Genomic DNA, 14,783 nt, shown 5'->3' with positions numbered 1-14,783 from the left:
GTGATGCTATCGTTTGAACCATCGTAGTGCCCATTTACGATATCCCCGACCGCCCGCGCTATCTGCCGTAGGCTCGTTCGATATCGGATCTCCGCCTGTCGGCTCTGGCGGTTTGTCGACAAGTTCGCCGATGCCTGGTGGCGCTTCGTCTTCGGCATTCTCGATATCCTCGTCGGTAATGGATGCCCCGATGCCAGTAACATCGGAGTTCTCACGCAGGTCGGTCATAGCGGCTTTGGTTGTCATCAGACCTGCATCCAACGCATTGACAATCGCCGTGGTGGTATTTACAGCCACCGTTGAGCGGTCCACATCTGACATCTGCCATAGCGGGTTAAACTCAAACGTGAAATCGTCCGGCAGCGGCTTACCGAGCTCCGAACGATGCATAATGTCCAGCACCCGGCGCACTGGCAGGCGTAAGCGACGCTCCTGCAATGAACTGACCCGGTCATAATAGTTGGCAAGGTCTGCGTCACCCGTTGAGAAACCTTTAGGGGACTGCCCGAAGAGGCGCACCAATGGAATGCCAACAGCACCGCTAATCTGCTCGGCGAACTGCGAAAGAATGTCATCCAGACCGCTGAAACTGTACTGGTGGGTTTCGAAGGTATCCTTGGCATCCATTAGCGTCATGCCTTCATTGCTCTGAAACTGGCGGATCAGATCAATGTTTTTCAGCAACGCCTCGAATGCCGGGCCGCCCAGTGCAATAAGCTCACGGAGTTTTTCCACTTTGTAGGTCCGCAGATGCGCTTTGTAGACCAGCTGCGCCGCACCGACAGTGGCGCTGTCGAACGCAGTAAGCCGCTCCCAGATACGCTCTACAACCGACATTCCCCATTCGTTCTCGGTCATCTTCTGCTGGAATGGCAGCGTCACCCCATCGAAGCGAATCAGGCGGCTATGGTGAATACGCCAGGCGGGGATGCCCGTTGCGGTGGTCACCACATCATAAAGCTCAGGCTTGCCGAGATTCGGCCCCATTTCTTTAATGCGGCGGGTCAGTACCGGGTTAATCATCCAGCGGTCAAGCGGAAGAATCCCCTTAAACTTGCCTTCACCAATGGTTTCGAGCCGTAGCGGGGTCATGGGCGCCTGACCTTCTATCATGATGAAGCCCACCGCGCCGCCGTAGAGACGAGACCATTTCAGTACGTCGTTCAGCGCATCCCAGATTTGCAACTGATCCAGCTGCGCTTCGAGAGTGCCACGGTCTTTTGCGTCAATCTCAGAAGTGATGCGAATGCCTTTGCGGGTCATGTCGTCGGGGATAGCATCTACCGCTTCACCGATGAGCCAGGATGAGCGATAGGACCATTCCACCAGCATACGGTTGCGGCTGGTGAAGTTCGCCCGGTAGGTCGATGCGGAGTGCTGGTTAGGCGTCTGCATCCCCACGCGGGCGACAAAGTTCTCGTAGCCGTCGGCCGTGGCCTGCACCGTTCGTCGCGAGGCTTGTTTGTTTCGTGCCATCAGGCCTGTCTCCCTAGCAGCTCCCAGATATTGAGGGCTGAATTCATTGGCGCGTAGCTGATCATCACCGAGTCGGCGAGGTTCGGCGACCTGGTACCGTCAGGCTGTTTATCCACAACGATTTTCCCCACGCCGTTAATGGAGTAGGTTGGCTGCGAAAGCTCGATGATGAGTTTGTCTTTGCTCTCCATCGTGCTGCTGATGGAGATAATTTCGTCCGGGTTGTAGGCCATACCTTCAACAACGGCGCGGTAGGTATTCCGGAAGAGCTTGCGTAAGTACCACCAGCTCTGTGCCTTGGCGTTGGCGAAGAAATCCTTGTTCAGGCGTGCAGCCTGCCCATTGTCGCCCCGTACGGCTTCGTCATCAGGATCGAATACCGCGCCGCTACCACGAAACGGTGTGGCAAGTATTGGCGGCCTGCGGGCGGCTTTGCGTAATTCGTTAATGGCACGCGCATCGCCGCGAACGCCAGCCCCCAGACCGTCCTCGTCGAAGCGAAACTCTTCGAGATTATCCTGTTCACAAAAGCCGAAGACCTTCTCAACAGACTGGTAAATGTCGCTGCCCACGCCGGACCATTCCCGCACGTTCTCCAGAAGAAAACCGTGACGGGTCGAAAAGGCGTTTTTGTCCCGACCTTCGTCGGCAACGTCCATCGCGCCCAGTCGTTTGCCAGTTGGCTGGATGCCCAGCCTGATATGTGCATCAACAGCAGCCTGTACCCAGTCTGAGGGGATCAGGACACCTTCCGCTGATGCGCTGTAGTTCAGGTCAAGCTCCTGCGCCACTACCACCGGATTGTCGATTTTCTCGCATTCCCTGCGATACCACTCATCATCCTTACGGGGGTCGCTGCGCCAGTGGAATGTGAATACCGGTATCTTTCCGCCGTGGCGTTTCTGCGCAAACGGGTTCGCCATGCCGTTGACTGAACTCAGGTCAATACGGCAACGGGTGGTTTGCGATAACGCCGCATCAATCAGTAGCGGGCGTTGCAGAAATGCAGCCTCATCCACCAGATAGAGTGTGGTTCGGTCACCACGTCCAATATTGTCACCAGCCTCGCCCTTGATGACCGCGCCTGTCTCAGGAAATTCAACACGCATGTACGGTGCATGCTTCTTCTCATTCCACGACCCACGAAACTCGACGGGCAGCGTCTCTACAAACTTGCGCGCCTTCCAGAACAACGCCTTAGGGTCACCAGTACTGTCGACATATTCCTCTTTACGGGAACCGAAGCCGATGACCATCTCTTTGTTAAACAGGCAAAGCGAGCAGGCCATCCCGATCGCCGTCCAGCTCAGCCCCATTTCACGGGATTTTTCGGTGATACCGTTCTCCCGTTTGCCCCAGCGTTCCATAATCCAGTGAATCCACTCTTCCTGTTTCGGGAATAGCAGAAAAGGGATGGTGACCGGCAGGCCATAATCGATATTACGCGGGTCCGTCGTCATGCCCCAGTCGATGATGAACTGAGCCGGGTTAGTACGATAAAACTGCTTCAACGCGGGCAGCATCTCAGGATGCTGGCGAATGCGCTGTAAGCGTTCCATCCGCCATTCAAACACCATCTGGTAATCTGGATGTTTGAAATCGAAGGAGAATGGTAACGGCATAATTAACCCATCATTTTTTTGTATAGCTCCGCTGCCTGATCAGTTGTCAGATCAGTATTTTTTCCTGGTAGAGGCGTTTTTTCTGGTTCACTGACAGCACCTATACTCCATGCTTCTCTCTCCAGGCCGATCAACGTTTTCAGGCTGTCGCTCAGGTCTTTCAGAGATTTCACACGGGAAGGCAGACTGATGACTTTTTGATAAGTTTCATTGAGCCGGTCACGGCCTTTATCGTCAGGATCGAACATGATGTCACCCAGCTGCTCCAGCGCCCCTACATCAGCACACTGCGCACCAAGTTCATCAAAAAGCGTGTTTGTGAGTTCCCGGGCCCGGCGAATATCGCCCCGGTGCTCCATGCGAACCGAGGCTATTACCTCCGCTGTGGCTTCTATCAGTACGCGTTCTGTAAGTTCCGTTTTGGTGCGTACCGTTTTGCGTACTTCCTGTTTGCGTACCAGATCATCAGCCTTTTGCTGAATCCTGGCGTTAAGATCACGGGACCAGTCATCACGCTTTGCGCGCTTGCGGATAGCACCTTCACTAATACCATGATGTGACGCAATTTCACGGAGGGACATCACTCCGGCCCGGTATGCCGTCTCGATGGCCTCCCAGTCCGGTTTTGCCATGATTATGTTCCTAATGCTATAGCTATGAAAAAGCCACCTACAGGTGGCTTTTTCATTTAAATAGTGTCATTACTTTTTATAGTTTTGTCTGTAATGAGCTTTACAGGCCTCAATTGCACCATAAATATCTCGACGATTAGTCAAGGTGGTTTCACCTGCCTTCGCCCAAAATGTTACTTCCGAACCTTCTGCCATAACGGTTTTCTCAGAATATGCTATCGCAAGGACTAGTCCTTCAAATTCTGTTTTATATATCTCATATCGGAACACCCCAGATGTATCGCTATCATCGTTAATTAAAATGGTTTTTTCTAAAAAAAAGACAGTATCCATGGAGGTCCCTCATAATTGTATGTGTTGGATAGCCATCATCTCATAACATAAGGATTTTCAATATTATTGATTCCAAAATTCCTAGCACCATTCCGCGGAAGTCGAAGGCAGGAATAACTGACGGATTATTCAGCGAGGCAAAATTCAGGCATACAAAAGCCAGTCCAAAGTCAGGCTGTTCAGTTTATTAGGTGACGAATCACTTCAGGCATTGCGTCCTGATATAGTCCTGCGCCCCTTCCAGTTGCTTTTGCATTGTTGTCACTCGCTCTTTGAGGGTGAAATAATCCCGTTGAGCGGAGTCTGCCAGTCTGGGGCGGGCTGCATTATCCACGCGGGCGGCGTAGGTGGATTTACCTGTCGGCATTGCGGGACAGGTGGCGTTGACGAACAGGCGACGGCGGCCAGCGGCAACGTCATCGCGCAAAGCATCATTTTCAGCTTTTGCATCGGCGAGTTCCTTCGTGTATTTTTCATCAATGGCGGCAACGTCGCGCTGGCGCTGCGTCATGTCGGTAATTGTCTCGTTCGCCAGCTTCAGGTTGTGAGTAGCAGTATCACGCTGGTACTTGTAAGTGATAGCGTTATTGCGGTAATGCTCTGTTGCCCATGCAAGTGCAGCAATCAGCAAAGTCACTGAGAGTTGCAACCAGTATTTTTTAAGTAATACAGGTAACAGATTCATACCAGCACCGATTTTGCTTTTTCAAAGCGCTCTCGCCGATCTCCGATGCCGTTCTGCCCTCCGTTGATTATCTGTGTAACGCGTACCATGTCGCCGGAATATTTCAGACACCCTTTAGTCGCGAAGAACCACGCTGCACTACGGGCAGCATACGTATCCTGTGCCAGTAGATCCGGATGGGCAACGAGCTCAGTTTTGATCCCGTTACCGCAATCACGGTAGTTGTTCAGACCTGTGATCTGGATAAGTCCACGCCCGCGGTAGTTCCAGCCGTCGCCAGGCCCGTTGTTACCCATTCGCTTGCTGTATACCAGATTAGCTATTGCACGCTGTCGCTCGAGCGGAAGCGCCTTCTCACAGGCTTTTCGCCCAAGAGTACTGGCCTGATCTGGAGTGATTCTCCCGGCGCGGATGAATCCGGTCAGCCCGGCGATACTGTAGTTGAAGCTCTCCACCAGCCTTGTAAAACCAGCGCTTTCATGTCCCGCCTGAGCAATGAACATGGCCTGATCCAGTGGAGCAGTAATACCGAATTCGCTCATTGCCGCCGTAATATGTGGATACCAGCGCGCGGCCAGTTCGGCGCTGATACCAGCCGCCTGCTGAAATTGAGACTCGTTCATGATTAAACCTTGTTATTATCCCCACCGATACGACCACTGATAAACTTCATTGCAAAGCCGCGGATCGCATCCACGCCGATAAGGCCGACGCCGCCACCAATCGCAACAGACAGGGACTTGGGCCAGCCGAAATATTCCAGCGCAGATGAGAAGGTCAACGTCAGGGCGCCGCAAAGCAGAATTTCGAGTGTCTTTTTCTTCCAGCCACCACTACCGCCAAAGTACGCAATACGCAGGCCAGCCATAAATAACGACATCAGAACAGCGCCCAGCGGCGTATCTCCTCGCCACCAGCTCTGGAACAGCTCCAGCCAGCCCTGCCAGGAATGGGGATCGTTGTGCATTTTCATAAGCCTCACCTCCGATAGCTCGGATGGCGCAGTGTGAAGTAGGAAGGCCGCCCGGTGGATTAACGACAAAACTCAGAGGGATTATTCCGGACGGCACAAACAGAAAAGCCCCGCACGATGGCGGGGCTTGAATTTGTTTGGTCGACGATTGAAGCTATGGCGACGATATCAGATTTACTCAAAATGTATGCTATTTAATTGACTTTTGCAATACCCTGCTGCGAAAAGGTCGCTTTTTGTTGTGATCTTGTTTTCACCAGACAAAGCAGAGATTCGGTATCAAGCCTCTTAAAGATGTTACTCATCGCGCGCCAGTAGTCCGCATAGTTGTGGCTCCAGTTGTCAGGCTTAACCCCGCACAGGCTGGCAAGCTCCTGTTGCTGGTAGACGTATCGTCCGGCCAGCCCCTCTCTGACATCCTGCGCCGCCAGCCAGATAAGTTTCTTCAGCCGTTCCACTGTCTTGCCAGCCATCTTCCTCCCTGCAAGCTGCTGTCTGAACTCGCACCACGCCCAACGTGTTATTTCGACCTGGTGTTCCCAGCAGGTATTCTCACTGTAATTCCACAACAACCACGCCTTGTAGTGTTCATCGAGTGAAAGAACCGCCCGGCGCCATGAGGCAGTGGAATATTCCACAGGCTTCACCAGCGGGATAGCGCTTCCTTTCGCCAGCGACTGCTTGCCGGGGATTGGCGGGTTATTTAACGTTATCCAGCTTTCTGTTTCCTCGTCCCAGATACGCTGTTTTTTTCGGGGATAGTTTTTCGTGTCGAATTGCACGTTCTCCAGCCAGGCCAAAAGCTGCCCTTTAGTCTCCCCGCTTAAATCGGCTGTCGCTACCATTAGCTGTTCACGTACATACTGGAGGTATAGAGCGTTCATTGAGTAAATCCTGTGAACTGATAAATACGAACAAAATTGCGCAGGATGCGGTAGTCAACCAACACCGACCCCGGACGGCGGTAAATACGGAGGCGCTGCCAGCGCATGCGGAGTATCTCGATCAGTTCTGGTTTCATGCGGCCTCCAGCTTTTTTAGCGCACGCAGATCCGCCAGAGCCGCGAGCCTGATTTCCTTCAGCTCCTCGACCGTCCAGCGGTGCGGGGTGTTATTGTTCTCGAGTGCCAGCACCGCCGCCTCACCGTAACGCTCAACCAGCGCGGTACGATATGCTTCGATGTTCCCTGATTTGTAGACGTTGCAGACATCACACTGAAGATGGATGTTGAAGCGAGTGAAGCGCAGATGCCCCGCGGCGGCCGTAGTCCTGTAATGGCCTGCATGCCATGCGAACGCCGTCTTCGTTCCACAGGAGATGCAACCGAGTCCTTCTGCCAGTTCGGTTTCGCGGCAAATGTCATTTACGGCGCGCTGCGTCAAGTCAATCCAGTGCTTCAGCGGCTTAACCGCGGCTTTCCGCTGGCGCCAGGCGGCGCGTTCTTTTTTCTCAGCGGCGCGCTGAAGTGATTGCGCCTTACGTTGCGCGGCTTCGTGAGCTTTTCTGGTCTGTTCTTTGCCGACGGCGCTGGCGCACTGGTACGAGCAAACGATCTGCCCCTCGCGTATCGGGTGAAACCACTGGCGGCATTCTTTGTTTGCGCACTTACGGCGCGGTAATTTAGCCATGTTCACCCCCAGACCTTTTGGCGTAAGGATTTTGGCGTCCGCACCCGGTGTGCATATTCAGGTAATTTCGCGCTGACAGTCCAGGTAATGAAGTCAGGGTTCAGGCTCTTTTCTGTCCTTACGCCCCGCTTCTGATAATCCGATATCAGCGTGTCGGCCTGCTCGGTTGTGCAGTCGTGATGATGGAACCAGGAGTATTTCATCGCCATCACCCCGCAAAGCTCATGAGCTGGGCGGCGGCGTTCTCGGCCTCGCGCTGGGTACGGAATGTCCGTGATAAAATCCACCGCCAGAGCACATCAAGCGCGGATTTATACAACTGCTGAAATTCGACCTCATCCATGCTGGAAAAAGCGATGCTGCGGGGATGTTTGCGAAGGGTGCCGTCCGGTAACTGGATGGCGTCATAGTGACCAGCCTCAACCGTCACCCATGCGCGGTATGCATCGAAAGATTTACACAGGCTAATCCCGTTTGTTACCCGGCGGTTTGCAATCTGTTCCAGATACTGTTCAGCCGCATCCAGTAATGCGCTTTCATTCCCGCCATATGCAGCGAGAAACTTTGCATAACCGTTTACCAGTTTGCGCTCATTGGCAGAAATGGCGCCGCCGGTGGGTTCCCAGTATTCAAACCCAAGATTAAGCAACGCGAAAAAGCGGCGATGGAATGCAGGATTCCTCACCTGGCGGAACTCAGCCACCAGCACGGCACCGAGTTTAATTTTTGATTGCAGAATTTCGCTGGTCTCCGGCGTAGCGGGGATCAGAATTCCAGATGACTGCTTGATGAGTTGTAATTCGTGCGCCATGGTGTTCTCCGTGGCGCAGCAGGTGCAGGTTGTTCAGGCCTACATTTGAAGTGTATCAAAGCAACGGGTAATTCGATAGCCTGCCTTTTCTAACATTTGCGTAAATAATGTTGGAGTTCCAACTATGTCATCAGGGTGAAGGGGAACAAAAGATATCTCGTCACCACGACGATACATCAGGGCGCGTCCGCTATCCGGAATACTACCGAACCTTGCCACTACACAATGATCGTAACAACGTATAACCGCATACCCTGATTCTGGTAAGTCTTCTAACATGTAACCCCCCGTCACACTGACTTTATTTCTGGAAACGTCTGCGACTCCACGATGCTTAATATGCATAAAACCAGTCGTCAGCGCTTTCCCACGTTTCCTGCAGAATGCTCTGTATACGTTTTTTATCGCCATCAGCAGCACCGACGATACTCAGACCATCCTGACTGCCTCGACGGATGGTTAAGTTGCAGTTTTCATACTGATTCTGGAGACGGGTAATTAGTTCTTTTTCCAGTGCAGGAACTGCCCCTTCCGGAAGCTGTTTTGTCCGGCTGATAACAAGCTCAATTCTCATAATTCCCTCTACATTTAACTACTGTATATAAACACAGTATACCTGTTAGAAAGAATATTCAAGAGGTGAATAGCACTTTTTGCAAAAGCTAGCCTGTTGTTTCATATCAGATTTCAGGCGGGAAAACCCGCCGCAGCGGGTTAAATTGTCTAAAGTTTTTAGACTGCAATCTCATTCGGCTGGCAAAGCTCTGGCAGGTTTGCCCATACTAGCGCCTCAGCATAGAGAAGCTACATAACCTGCTAGGAGGACTTAAACGCCATTTTTGTGCTACCCATTTTCAGTTTTCCTTGCCGATGAAGCTCATTTAGCAGCCAAAAAGCTCCCAAGTTAGAGATGCAAAACGCCATAGCAACCAACTTACAAATTCGCCTCCGATTATCAGGAAAGTCCTTAGGAATATCATTCATAAAGGCGATAGAACTTGCGCCAAAATTAGTGATGGATGTTATTGGGGTGCTGTCAATTAGTGAGGCATGGTTAATATCATCAACGGGGACACTCATTATCGAGTAGTCAATACGTTCCACATCTTCATCGGTTATTATATACTCGATTTTATGAGCATACTTATTACGAATATTGTTCATTTCCGTGAGGCATTTAGCCAATGAAACAGGAAGACCAAGTGCGACGGCGGTTTTAATCTTAGGCATAAAGTATTTGTCAACATCTACAAACTTTTCGGTTCCTTCTCGACGGAGATTTTCGATTACTATTGAAAGAAAGTTTTCATGTATAAGATTGAGTTTGATTAATGCGGCCGATTCATCAACAAATTCAGTAATGGGAACATACTTCTGAGGATCAAGAAAGTAGCCCAAATTGTGGTCGATCGACGTTCCTGTTGACTGTTCAACTCTAGAGTATTTCATTAAATGCTCCTGTGATTTGTTCCATTAGCCTTAAAAAGACATTACTTTCATCATTATTAAGAAATGATATAACCAAAATCTTAATATGCTTTGATTTAGATTTGGTTTTATTTTGTTATCCATTTGCTAAGCATGGCAGCGCGGCAGGCGTTCCAGATTTTCTGAGCTAGGAACTTATCGCCAACGTTATGCGCCAGCAGACTGACAATTTGACCAGCCAGACCTTTTGGCATTTCCTCCGGCGCTAGCGGGGCGCTGTACTCATGTGCCACAGCCATTTGTGGGTGATTGGGATTATTACACGGCACTCCACACACCTCACAGACAGCGTGCAATACCCCGCCCAGCCTGCGGCGCTCCTGTAGTTCTCGCATCGCCGCTGCAATATCGGTGCAGTCAGTCAAAACTGAATCGTCGCAGATTTCAGCGCGCGCCAGAATTTCAGCTATTTTCCTGTCTGTTAGTTTGTTATTGCTCATCTCAATACATCCTCCACACTGATTAACCCTTTACGGCTCAAATAGTCCATTGCGGCACCGTGTAACTTGCTATTCGGTCTGGCTTTTCTGAGTGAACAGGCCAGTCGTTTAACCCACATCGTTAATTCGTCCACTTGCTTTTCTGTCCGGTCTGCTCGCTCGCCTTCTGATTCTGCCAAACCGTGGTAATGCCACTTTTCAGCCTCATATGTGCTGGCGTATCCCTTCTCTTTTTCCAGCTCATCCAGCAGCGCTTCAGCAGCGATATATACTTCCTGTTTCTTACGGTCTGCCGGATCGTTGTAGTGGTCTTGCATGTAGAGGAACTCTTCACGTAGCGCCTGTTTGCTGATTGTCATGCTGCACCGCCTTCAACGCGTTTAAATTCAATCACCCACACCCAGGGGTTAGCCGCCCAAGATCCTTCGCCGTAGATGGATTTCCATAGATATCGGTAACCATCAACGAGCAGATCACCAAACCCTGTATCAGTTACTCCCTCTGCTTCGGCGTCGGATTCAGTAATTGAGTTGAGGCGCTCAACTCGAACTCCGGTAATCTCCAGCGTGATACGGCTTGCCCAGCGCGGCATATGAATAGACGGCGTCCACTTCTCTGGTGTGGCTGGTGTATTGCAAACCGCAACGGGAACGCGATGAGTTTGCTCAGTCCAGGAGTTTCGGACACTGGCCCGGTAGACCAGCGTGGCGACATCCGTTGCCCGGCTATGGACACGAAATGTTTCCCGCACCCAGATGCGATCGCCTGGCTTACCATAAGGGCTATTCCAGTAGTTGTGCGCCGCCAGCTCACCGGCCAATTCGTTGCCTGCTAACTCACACCCCATGTTCTTATCGATTAATGGGAACTTAACCGGACGCCGCGTCTGCGTCTTCCGACCGTCGAGAATTGCCCGCACCATCTCAGCGTTAAAAATCATTCCACGTTCTTTCATTTGGTTGCTCCTGTTAAATCAGACCGGCGTCTTTGCGTTGTTTGTATTTCGCCATTAACATCTCGGCTGGCGTTGGACCGCGATCCCGCGACGGCGCGGCTAAAGCGCGACGAACAGGCGGTATGGGTTTACCTGCAAGAGCCCGCTTTTCCCACTCATGCAGAATGTCGCCAGCGGCCCGGATAAGTTCTTTTTCACTGAGTTGCCCTTCCATTCCCCGGCGGCGCAGCTCCAGGCAGACGTGGTAATACAGCGGATTTTTATCTCGCCATGGGAACTGCTCACTGGTCGGATAACGGAAAACAAGCTTCCGCCAACGCCAGTATTCGCCCATGATGTCGTCAACACTGACCCCTAGTGCTCCACTCCCCTCACGGCACCACGCTACAAACTGTCCCGGCGATGGCAGAAACGGACGCTCCTGACGGCGGGCGACACGCATTCCGGCAGCTACTTGTTCCATGGTGGTAATGCCATTCTCACGGAAGGCCAGAACCCACTGGCGCCGGATTTCGTTCATCTCGGCCTGGCTGCGATTAGCCGTGGTAGCAGGGAACGCGGCCATAAGCTGGCTGAACACGTTGTTGATGACCTTAGCAACCTGCTCAACTTGCGGTTTATCGTCATGCTGTTCCGGCATGTTGTTGGCAATACGGCGCATCTGCTCACGGTCAAAATTAACCATCTGCACAGCAATGTTTTTCATAGCTCCACTCCGTAAATCCAGTCAGTGTTATTCAGGTCAAGTTTTGGCTTAGAGGCAGTTGTTCCAGTCTGTTGCTTGTTGCGGTTGATATCGAGTTGAGTCCACTTTTCGCGGAGCTTTGCCGGGCTAATGACGTTGCCAGCCCAGAAGCTGTCATGGCACGCCCAGCGAAACAGCACGCACATGTCGCGATGTGTTCGTCCGTCACATTCACGCATCAGGCGTATATCGTTAGCCCATCCTGCCAGGTTAGGTTTTCTGGCTGATGGAGAAATGGTTTTTATCAGGTCAAACATCCACTCGGCAGCAGTTAGGTCTTCAGCAGTTCCCCACTTGTTGCCTCTCTGAATCGCTGCTTCGGGTTTTAGAACATGAGGTTTCTTTCCTGGCTTGTCAGAGGATTCGTCAGAATTCTCGGACGTAGATCTTTTAATATTGTCTTTTGTTAGTTTGTCTTTTGTGGTTAGCAACTTCTGCTTAGGTGCGTTAGCAACTTCCGCTAAGGTTTTCTTAGCAGGTTTAGCTAATGTTTTGCAGAATCCGTTATTTTTAGTTTGCCACTCGGAAATATGGATATTCATACCAACCCTGCGGCCTTCCTGAATCAGTACCTTCTTCCTGATCAGACTGTTTTTTGCTGTCGAGCAATGGGTATGATGCTTCTGAATCATCTCCTCTAGCTGCTCGTTGCTGATCCAGTCCATTTTCTTGTTGTATCCATACGTTTTGCGCCATACGGCCATCAGGATGCACAGCTCAGTCTCCGGCAAACCAGAACACATCACGGCATCCAGAAGTTCATTTGCCAGGCGCGTATAGCCATCATCGAGATCTGCCACGCGCAGCTCCTTAGGTGCCACGTCAGGCACAGGAAAATTGATTACTTCGGCAGTGTTTGCCATAATTACTCCTGTGAATTGATCCAGTTAATTCCACCTGAAAGCCGTTGGTGACCCCTCACCGCGGCTTTCGCCTTTTTGGTTGCTGCCATTTTCAGTCCCACCCCAGCGCATCCGGCCTGGCTCGTTCAGCCTTTAGCCCGGCATCAGCGAGAATCTCTACGGCTGTGAGATAGTTTCTGGATACCAGTACCGCCTCCGGTGGCGCGGCCTGAATCCCAAGAAAAGCCAGCTCTTTCGCCATGTTGCAGAAATATCCCTCAGCTTTACGCCTGCTGACTGTCGACTCGCTGATGCCCATATGCTCGGCGTATGATTTCTGCCCTACTGATGCAAGCCGGTTGAGCAGGACACTCTCTATCTCAACCGGGTTGATTTCTGGTGGGTCTAACTTTCGTGCAATTGCGTTCTCCATTCGTGATAATCCTCATCATTGCGGAAGGCCGTCAGTTGGATTGGGGTAAAGATCCGGGCGTAACTCATGGGGTGTGACTTTCCACATAAGAGCCCTACTAGCATTGATGACCTCTCTGCCAGCAACCCCGTTTCGAAACCACGCTGAAACAGTTTGTGAGTTTTTGCCTAAGCGGCGGGCTAGCTCGGACTGGCTGCCGCACACCGATAGGATTTTTTTTTGTACTTCTTTGTCCATATGACCTCCTAATTTTGTTATCACATGATTGATAATTTAATTATCAGTGTCAAGTAAATTAACTGGTCACATATGAAATAAAACTTTGTATGCTGATTAGTCAGTAAAATTTGGAATTGATTATGAAATTCGAAGAGCGTCTACAGCAGGCCATAGATGAGGCGGGAATATCACAGTCAGAATTAGGTCGCCGGGTGGGTGTAAACTCTCAATCGGTGAGCGGATGGTGTAACTCAGGCATACTTCCACGTAAAGATAAGCTTGAAATGCTCCCCGCAGCACTGGGGAAGCCGCTGTATTGGTTTTTCATGACCAGTGAAGAAGAATCAGACATGAAGTCTGCCATTGACAGCAAGACTGTGCTTAACGAACGGCAGAAAAAGCTTTTGTTCGTATTTGACCAGCTTCCTGAAGAAGAACAAGACAGGTTCATTAGTTTAGCCGCTACCCGGCTTGATGAGCTTGATCGCTTCATGGCTGAATATCTGAAGCGCAGAAAGATTGAACCTCCACCCGAGTAATACTTTCTTCACAAAACATACCGCCTAAATGGCGGTTTTTTTTCGCCTTAATCCTACCTTTCGCATCACCCTTCTAAAAAATAAAACATCAATGATAATTTATTTATCAATTTTCATTTGACTGTTGATAATTTTATTTGTAGTGTTATCTCATCAAAACGCAGCAACGAGTCATCAAGGCAGGACGCCCACGAAGTAGCCGCCCGGGGCATACGAAGACCGGGATGAGATGGCAAGGTTAACGCGCAGCAGGTGATAAACGTTCCGCTGGCCGGCGATAAGGCACGAGGATGAGAATGATTGATTTCGCACGTAAACCAGCTCGACAGCAGGCCGTCCCGCTCAACCGGATTGAGGTTTTAATCCGCCGCCTCTGCTACCTGCTGGCGCAGAAAGGAGATCCGGATGCTTAAACAATGCGGTTACTGCCGCAAATCCATTGATGAAGGCAAAGAAGTAAAAAACACACTTCTCTATCGCAACGGCTCGCAACTGGCGCGCAAAGAAAAGGAATATTGTTCCAGGCAGTGCGCTGAATACGACCAGATGGCGCACGAAAGTTAAATAGTAGTTCCGAAATATGAAATGAAAGATTCGCCATTAATTTGGCGTGGCTTCCTACACCCTGAATTTAAGACTGGAGAACTTATGGAAATCGTAAAAATCGAAATGAACCTGAAAGCAGTTAATAAGAGCATTGCTTTATTCAATTGCGAAAAGAAAGTCTCAGGCGTTATTCACTCAAATTCAACTGGCGAAACTACTGTGATTCTCGACGGTGGATATGTACTCGGAAAGTTCGACTGTCCTCATTGTGCTGTAGAAGCCATTTCGCTGCTCACAGTCAAGGTAAGTGATGGAGAACAAGCAGGGTTTGGTAATTACCGAAGTTACAAGCTTGATTACTCAGAAAAATTTTATCAGACCATCCATTAAGAAAACGCCCACCGAAGCGGGCGTG

General features: G+C 50.7%; 24 protein-coding genes and 1 pseudogene. 4 read left to right on the top strand and 21 right to left on the bottom strand.

Annotated features, from left to right (window positions below; all coding sequences use genetic code 11):
* Window positions 1–6: 6 nt before the first annotated feature.
* From ACLJPE_RS22500 to ACLJPE_RS22400, 21 genes are all read right to left on the bottom strand, one after another.
* Entirely contained in the window at window positions 7–1,476 is a 1,470-nt protein-coding gene (locus ACLJPE_RS22500; protein ID WP_038988966.1) for a DUF1073 domain-containing protein, read from the bottom strand.
* On the bottom strand, window positions 1,476–3,098 hold the full coding sequence (locus ACLJPE_RS22495; protein ID WP_001130808.1) for a hypothetical protein: 1,623 nt from the start codon (window positions 3,096–3,098) through the stop codon (window positions 1,476–1,478). The genes ACLJPE_RS22500 and ACLJPE_RS22495 overlap by 1 nt, the downstream gene beginning before the upstream one ends.
* 2 nt (window positions 3,099–3,100) lie before the next feature.
* Complete coding sequence (locus ACLJPE_RS22490) at window positions 3,101–3,730, bottom strand: hypothetical protein (RefSeq protein WP_001118131.1); 630 nt, start codon at window positions 3,728–3,730, stop codon at window positions 3,101–3,103.
* A 69-nt stretch (window positions 3,731–3,799) separates the two neighbouring features.
* Window positions 3,800–4,063 carry a hypothetical protein gene (locus ACLJPE_RS22485; protein ID WP_000381863.1) on the bottom strand — a complete coding sequence of 88 codons (264 nt, stop codon included), beginning with the start codon at window positions 4,061–4,063 and terminating at the stop codon, window positions 3,800–3,802.
* A 199-nt stretch (window positions 4,064–4,262) separates the two neighbouring features.
* On the bottom strand, window positions 4,263–4,748 hold the full coding sequence (locus ACLJPE_RS22480) for a lysis protein (protein WP_001050821.1): 486 nt from the start codon (window positions 4,746–4,748) through the stop codon (window positions 4,263–4,265).
* Window positions 4,745–5,371 (bottom strand): glycoside hydrolase family 19 protein, encoded by a 627-nt coding sequence (locus ACLJPE_RS22475; RefSeq protein WP_001005894.1) that lies wholly within the window; start codon window positions 5,369–5,371, stop codon window positions 4,745–4,747. The genes ACLJPE_RS22480 and ACLJPE_RS22475 overlap by 4 nt, the downstream gene beginning before the upstream one ends.
* A 2-nt stretch (window positions 5,372–5,373) precedes the next feature.
* Complete coding sequence (locus ACLJPE_RS22470; protein ID WP_162096904.1) at window positions 5,374–5,715, bottom strand: phage holin, lambda family; 342 nt, start codon at window positions 5,713–5,715, stop codon at window positions 5,374–5,376.
* Between the two features lie 200 nt (window positions 5,716–5,915).
* Window positions 5,916–6,605: a bacteriophage antitermination protein Q gene (locus tag ACLJPE_RS22465; protein WP_000993186.1), complete on the bottom strand. Its 690-nt coding sequence runs from the start codon at window positions 6,603–6,605 to the stop codon at window positions 5,916–5,918.
* On the bottom strand, window positions 6,602–6,742 hold the full coding sequence (locus ACLJPE_RS22460) for a YlcG family protein (protein WP_000801757.1): 141 nt from the start codon (window positions 6,740–6,742) through the stop codon (window positions 6,602–6,604). The genes ACLJPE_RS22465 and ACLJPE_RS22460 overlap by 4 nt, the downstream gene beginning before the upstream one ends.
* On the bottom strand, window positions 6,739–7,350 hold the full coding sequence (locus tag ACLJPE_RS22455; RefSeq protein ID WP_001096542.1) for a recombination protein NinG: 612 nt from the start codon (window positions 7,348–7,350) through the stop codon (window positions 6,739–6,741). Before ACLJPE_RS22455 ends, ACLJPE_RS22460 begins: the two co-directional genes overlap by 4 nt.
* Before the next feature lie 2 nt (window positions 7,351–7,352).
* Window positions 7,353–7,559, bottom strand: coding sequence for a hypothetical protein (locus tag ACLJPE_RS22450; protein WP_001241019.1), 207 nt, complete (start codon window positions 7,557–7,559; stop codon window positions 7,353–7,355).
* The gene (locus tag ACLJPE_RS22445; RefSeq protein WP_000929802.1) at window positions 7,559–8,161 is read right to left on the bottom strand and encodes a DUF1367 family protein; all 603 of its coding nucleotides are present in this window, start codon (window positions 8,159–8,161) and stop codon (window positions 7,559–7,561) included. Before ACLJPE_RS22445 ends, ACLJPE_RS22450 begins: the two co-directional genes overlap by 1 nt.
* A gap of 334 nt (window positions 8,162–8,495) precedes the next feature.
* Entirely contained in the window at window positions 8,496–8,735 is a 240-nt protein-coding gene (locus ACLJPE_RS22440; protein ID WP_001217670.1) for a DinI family protein, read from the bottom strand.
* 242 nt (window positions 8,736–8,977) lie between these two features.
* On the bottom strand, window positions 8,978–9,610 hold the full coding sequence (locus tag ACLJPE_RS22435) for a hypothetical protein (RefSeq protein ID WP_057523545.1): 633 nt from the start codon (window positions 9,608–9,610) through the stop codon (window positions 8,978–8,980).
* Between the two features lie 107 nt (window positions 9,611–9,717).
* Entirely contained in the window at window positions 9,718–10,089 is a 372-nt protein-coding gene (locus ACLJPE_RS22430; protein ID WP_057523546.1) for a hypothetical protein, read from the bottom strand.
* Window positions 10,086–10,448: a hypothetical protein gene (locus tag ACLJPE_RS22425; protein WP_001652510.1), complete on the bottom strand. Its 363-nt coding sequence runs from the start codon at window positions 10,446–10,448 to the stop codon at window positions 10,086–10,088. The genes ACLJPE_RS22430 and ACLJPE_RS22425 overlap by 4 nt, the downstream gene beginning before the upstream one ends.
* The gene (locus tag ACLJPE_RS22420; protein ID WP_053303533.1) at window positions 10,445–11,044 is read right to left on the bottom strand and encodes a hypothetical protein; all 600 of its coding nucleotides are present in this window, start codon (window positions 11,042–11,044) and stop codon (window positions 10,445–10,447) included. The genes ACLJPE_RS22425 and ACLJPE_RS22420 overlap by 4 nt, the downstream gene beginning before the upstream one ends.
* 13 nt (window positions 11,045–11,057) lie before the next feature.
* Complete coding sequence (locus ACLJPE_RS22415; protein WP_000789019.1) at window positions 11,058–11,750, bottom strand: replication protein P; 693 nt, start codon at window positions 11,748–11,750, stop codon at window positions 11,058–11,060.
* Window positions 11,747–12,652: a replication protein gene (locus tag ACLJPE_RS22410; RefSeq protein WP_053303531.1), complete on the bottom strand. Its 906-nt coding sequence runs from the start codon at window positions 12,650–12,652 to the stop codon at window positions 11,747–11,749. The genes ACLJPE_RS22415 and ACLJPE_RS22410 overlap by 4 nt, the downstream gene beginning before the upstream one ends.
* 91 nt (window positions 12,653–12,743) lie before the next feature.
* Window positions 12,744–13,064 carry a CII family transcriptional regulator gene (locus ACLJPE_RS22405; RefSeq protein ID WP_000426369.1) on the bottom strand — a complete coding sequence of 107 codons (321 nt, stop codon included), beginning with the start codon at window positions 13,062–13,064 and terminating at the stop codon, window positions 12,744–12,746.
* A 15-nt stretch (window positions 13,065–13,079) separates the two neighbouring features.
* Window positions 13,080–13,301 carry a transcriptional regulator gene (locus ACLJPE_RS22400; protein ID WP_024145504.1) on the bottom strand — a complete coding sequence of 74 codons (222 nt, stop codon included), beginning with the start codon at window positions 13,299–13,301 and terminating at the stop codon, window positions 13,080–13,082.
* A gap of 122 nt (window positions 13,302–13,423) precedes the next feature.
* Between ACLJPE_RS22400 and ACLJPE_RS22395 the strand changes: the two genes are divergently transcribed.
* From ACLJPE_RS22395 to ACLJPE_RS22380, 4 genes and pseudogenes are all read left to right on the top strand, one after another.
* A complete protein-coding gene (locus tag ACLJPE_RS22395; RefSeq protein WP_023195474.1) occupies window positions 13,424–13,822 on the top strand; it encodes a helix-turn-helix domain-containing protein in 399 nt (132 codons plus the stop codon).
* Window positions 13,823–14,081: 259 nt separating this feature from the next.
* Window positions 14,082–14,235 (top strand): annotated as a pseudogene (locus ACLJPE_RS22390) (hypothetical protein); the annotation flags it as partial.
* Window positions 14,228–14,386: a YdaE family protein gene (locus ACLJPE_RS22385; protein WP_000917563.1), complete on the top strand. Its 159-nt coding sequence runs from the start codon at window positions 14,228–14,230 to the stop codon at window positions 14,384–14,386. The pseudogene ACLJPE_RS22390 and the gene ACLJPE_RS22385, both read left to right, overlap by 8 nt.
* A 21-nt stretch (window positions 14,387–14,407) precedes the next feature.
* On the top strand, window positions 14,408–14,758 hold the full coding sequence (locus tag ACLJPE_RS22380; protein ID WP_023195475.1) for a hypothetical protein: 351 nt from the start codon (window positions 14,408–14,410) through the stop codon (window positions 14,756–14,758).
* Window positions 14,759–14,783 lie beyond the last annotated feature (25 nt).

This window comes from Salmonella sp. SAL04196 (assembly GCF_046550835.1).
Classification (GTDB): domain Bacteria; phylum Pseudomonadota; class Gammaproteobacteria; order Enterobacterales; family Enterobacteriaceae; genus Salmonella; species Salmonella enterica.
Note: the sequence above shows the minus strand (reverse complement) of the source record. Positions and strands in the feature narration are given on the sequence as shown.

Coding starts and splice junctions, on each gene's coding strand:
- ACLJPE_RS22500 (WP_038988966.1), bottom strand. CDS start 1,476: ATGGCACGAAACAAACAAGCCTCGCGACGAACGGTGCAGGCCACGGCC.
- ACLJPE_RS22495 (WP_001130808.1), bottom strand. CDS start 3,098: ATGCCGTTACCATTCTCCTTCGATTTCAAACATCCAGATTACCAGATG.
- ACLJPE_RS22490 (WP_001118131.1), bottom strand. CDS start 3,730: ATGGCAAAACCGGACTGGGAGGCCATCGAGACGGCATACCGGGCCGGA.
- ACLJPE_RS22485 (WP_000381863.1), bottom strand. CDS start 4,063: ATGGATACTGTCTTTTTTTTAGAAAAAACCATTTTAATTAACGATGAT.
- ACLJPE_RS22480 (WP_001050821.1), bottom strand. CDS start 4,748: ATGAATCTGTTACCTGTATTACTTAAAAAATACTGGTTGCAACTCTCA.
- ACLJPE_RS22475 (WP_001005894.1), bottom strand. CDS start 5,371: ATGAACGAGTCTCAATTTCAGCAGGCGGCTGGTATCAGCGCCGAACTG.
- ACLJPE_RS22470 (WP_162096904.1), bottom strand. CDS start 5,715: ATGCACAACGATCCCCATTCCTGGCAGGGCTGGCTGGAGCTGTTCCAG.
- ACLJPE_RS22465 (WP_000993186.1), bottom strand. CDS start 6,605: ATGAACGCTCTATACCTCCAGTATGTACGTGAACAGCTAATGGTAGCG.
- ACLJPE_RS22460 (WP_000801757.1), bottom strand. CDS start 6,742: ATGAAACCAGAACTGATCGAGATACTCCGCATGCGCTGGCAGCGCCTC.
- ACLJPE_RS22455 (WP_001096542.1), bottom strand. CDS start 7,350: ATGGCTAAATTACCGCGCCGTAAGTGCGCAAACAAAGAATGCCGCCAG.
- ACLJPE_RS22450 (WP_001241019.1), bottom strand. CDS start 7,559: ATGGCGATGAAATACTCCTGGTTCCATCATCACGACTGCACAACCGAG.
- ACLJPE_RS22445 (WP_000929802.1), bottom strand. CDS start 8,161: ATGGCGCACGAATTACAACTCATCAAGCAGTCATCTGGAATTCTGATC.
- ACLJPE_RS22440 (WP_001217670.1), bottom strand. CDS start 8,735: ATGAGAATTGAGCTTGTTATCAGCCGGACAAAACAGCTTCCGGAAGGG.
- ACLJPE_RS22435 (WP_057523545.1), bottom strand. CDS start 9,610: ATGAAATACTCTAGAGTTGAACAGTCAACAGGAACGTCGATCGACCAC.
- ACLJPE_RS22430 (WP_057523546.1), bottom strand. CDS start 10,089: ATGAGCAATAACAAACTAACAGACAGGAAAATAGCTGAAATTCTGGCG.
- ACLJPE_RS22425 (WP_001652510.1), bottom strand. CDS start 10,448: ATGACAATCAGCAAACAGGCGCTACGTGAAGAGTTCCTCTACATGCAA.
- ACLJPE_RS22420 (WP_053303533.1), bottom strand. CDS start 11,044: ATGAAAGAACGTGGAATGATTTTTAACGCTGAGATGGTGCGGGCAATT.
- ACLJPE_RS22415 (WP_000789019.1), bottom strand. CDS start 11,750: ATGAAAAACATTGCTGTGCAGATGGTTAATTTTGACCGTGAGCAGATG.
- ACLJPE_RS22410 (WP_053303531.1), bottom strand. CDS start 12,652: ATGGCAAACACTGCCGAAGTAATCAATTTTCCTGTGCCTGACGTGGCA.
- ACLJPE_RS22405 (WP_000426369.1), bottom strand. CDS start 13,064: ATGGAGAACGCAATTGCACGAAAGTTAGACCCACCAGAAATCAACCCG.
- ACLJPE_RS22400 (WP_024145504.1), bottom strand. CDS start 13,301: ATGGACAAAGAAGTACAAAAAAAAATCCTATCGGTGTGCGGCAGCCAG.
- ACLJPE_RS22395 (WP_023195474.1), top strand. CDS start 13,424: ATGAAATTCGAAGAGCGTCTACAGCAGGCCATAGATGAGGCGGGAATA.
- ACLJPE_RS22385 (WP_000917563.1), top strand. CDS start 14,228: ATGCTTAAACAATGCGGTTACTGCCGCAAATCCATTGATGAAGGCAAA.
- ACLJPE_RS22380 (WP_023195475.1), top strand. CDS start 14,408: ATGAAAGATTCGCCATTAATTTGGCGTGGCTTCCTACACCCTGAATTT.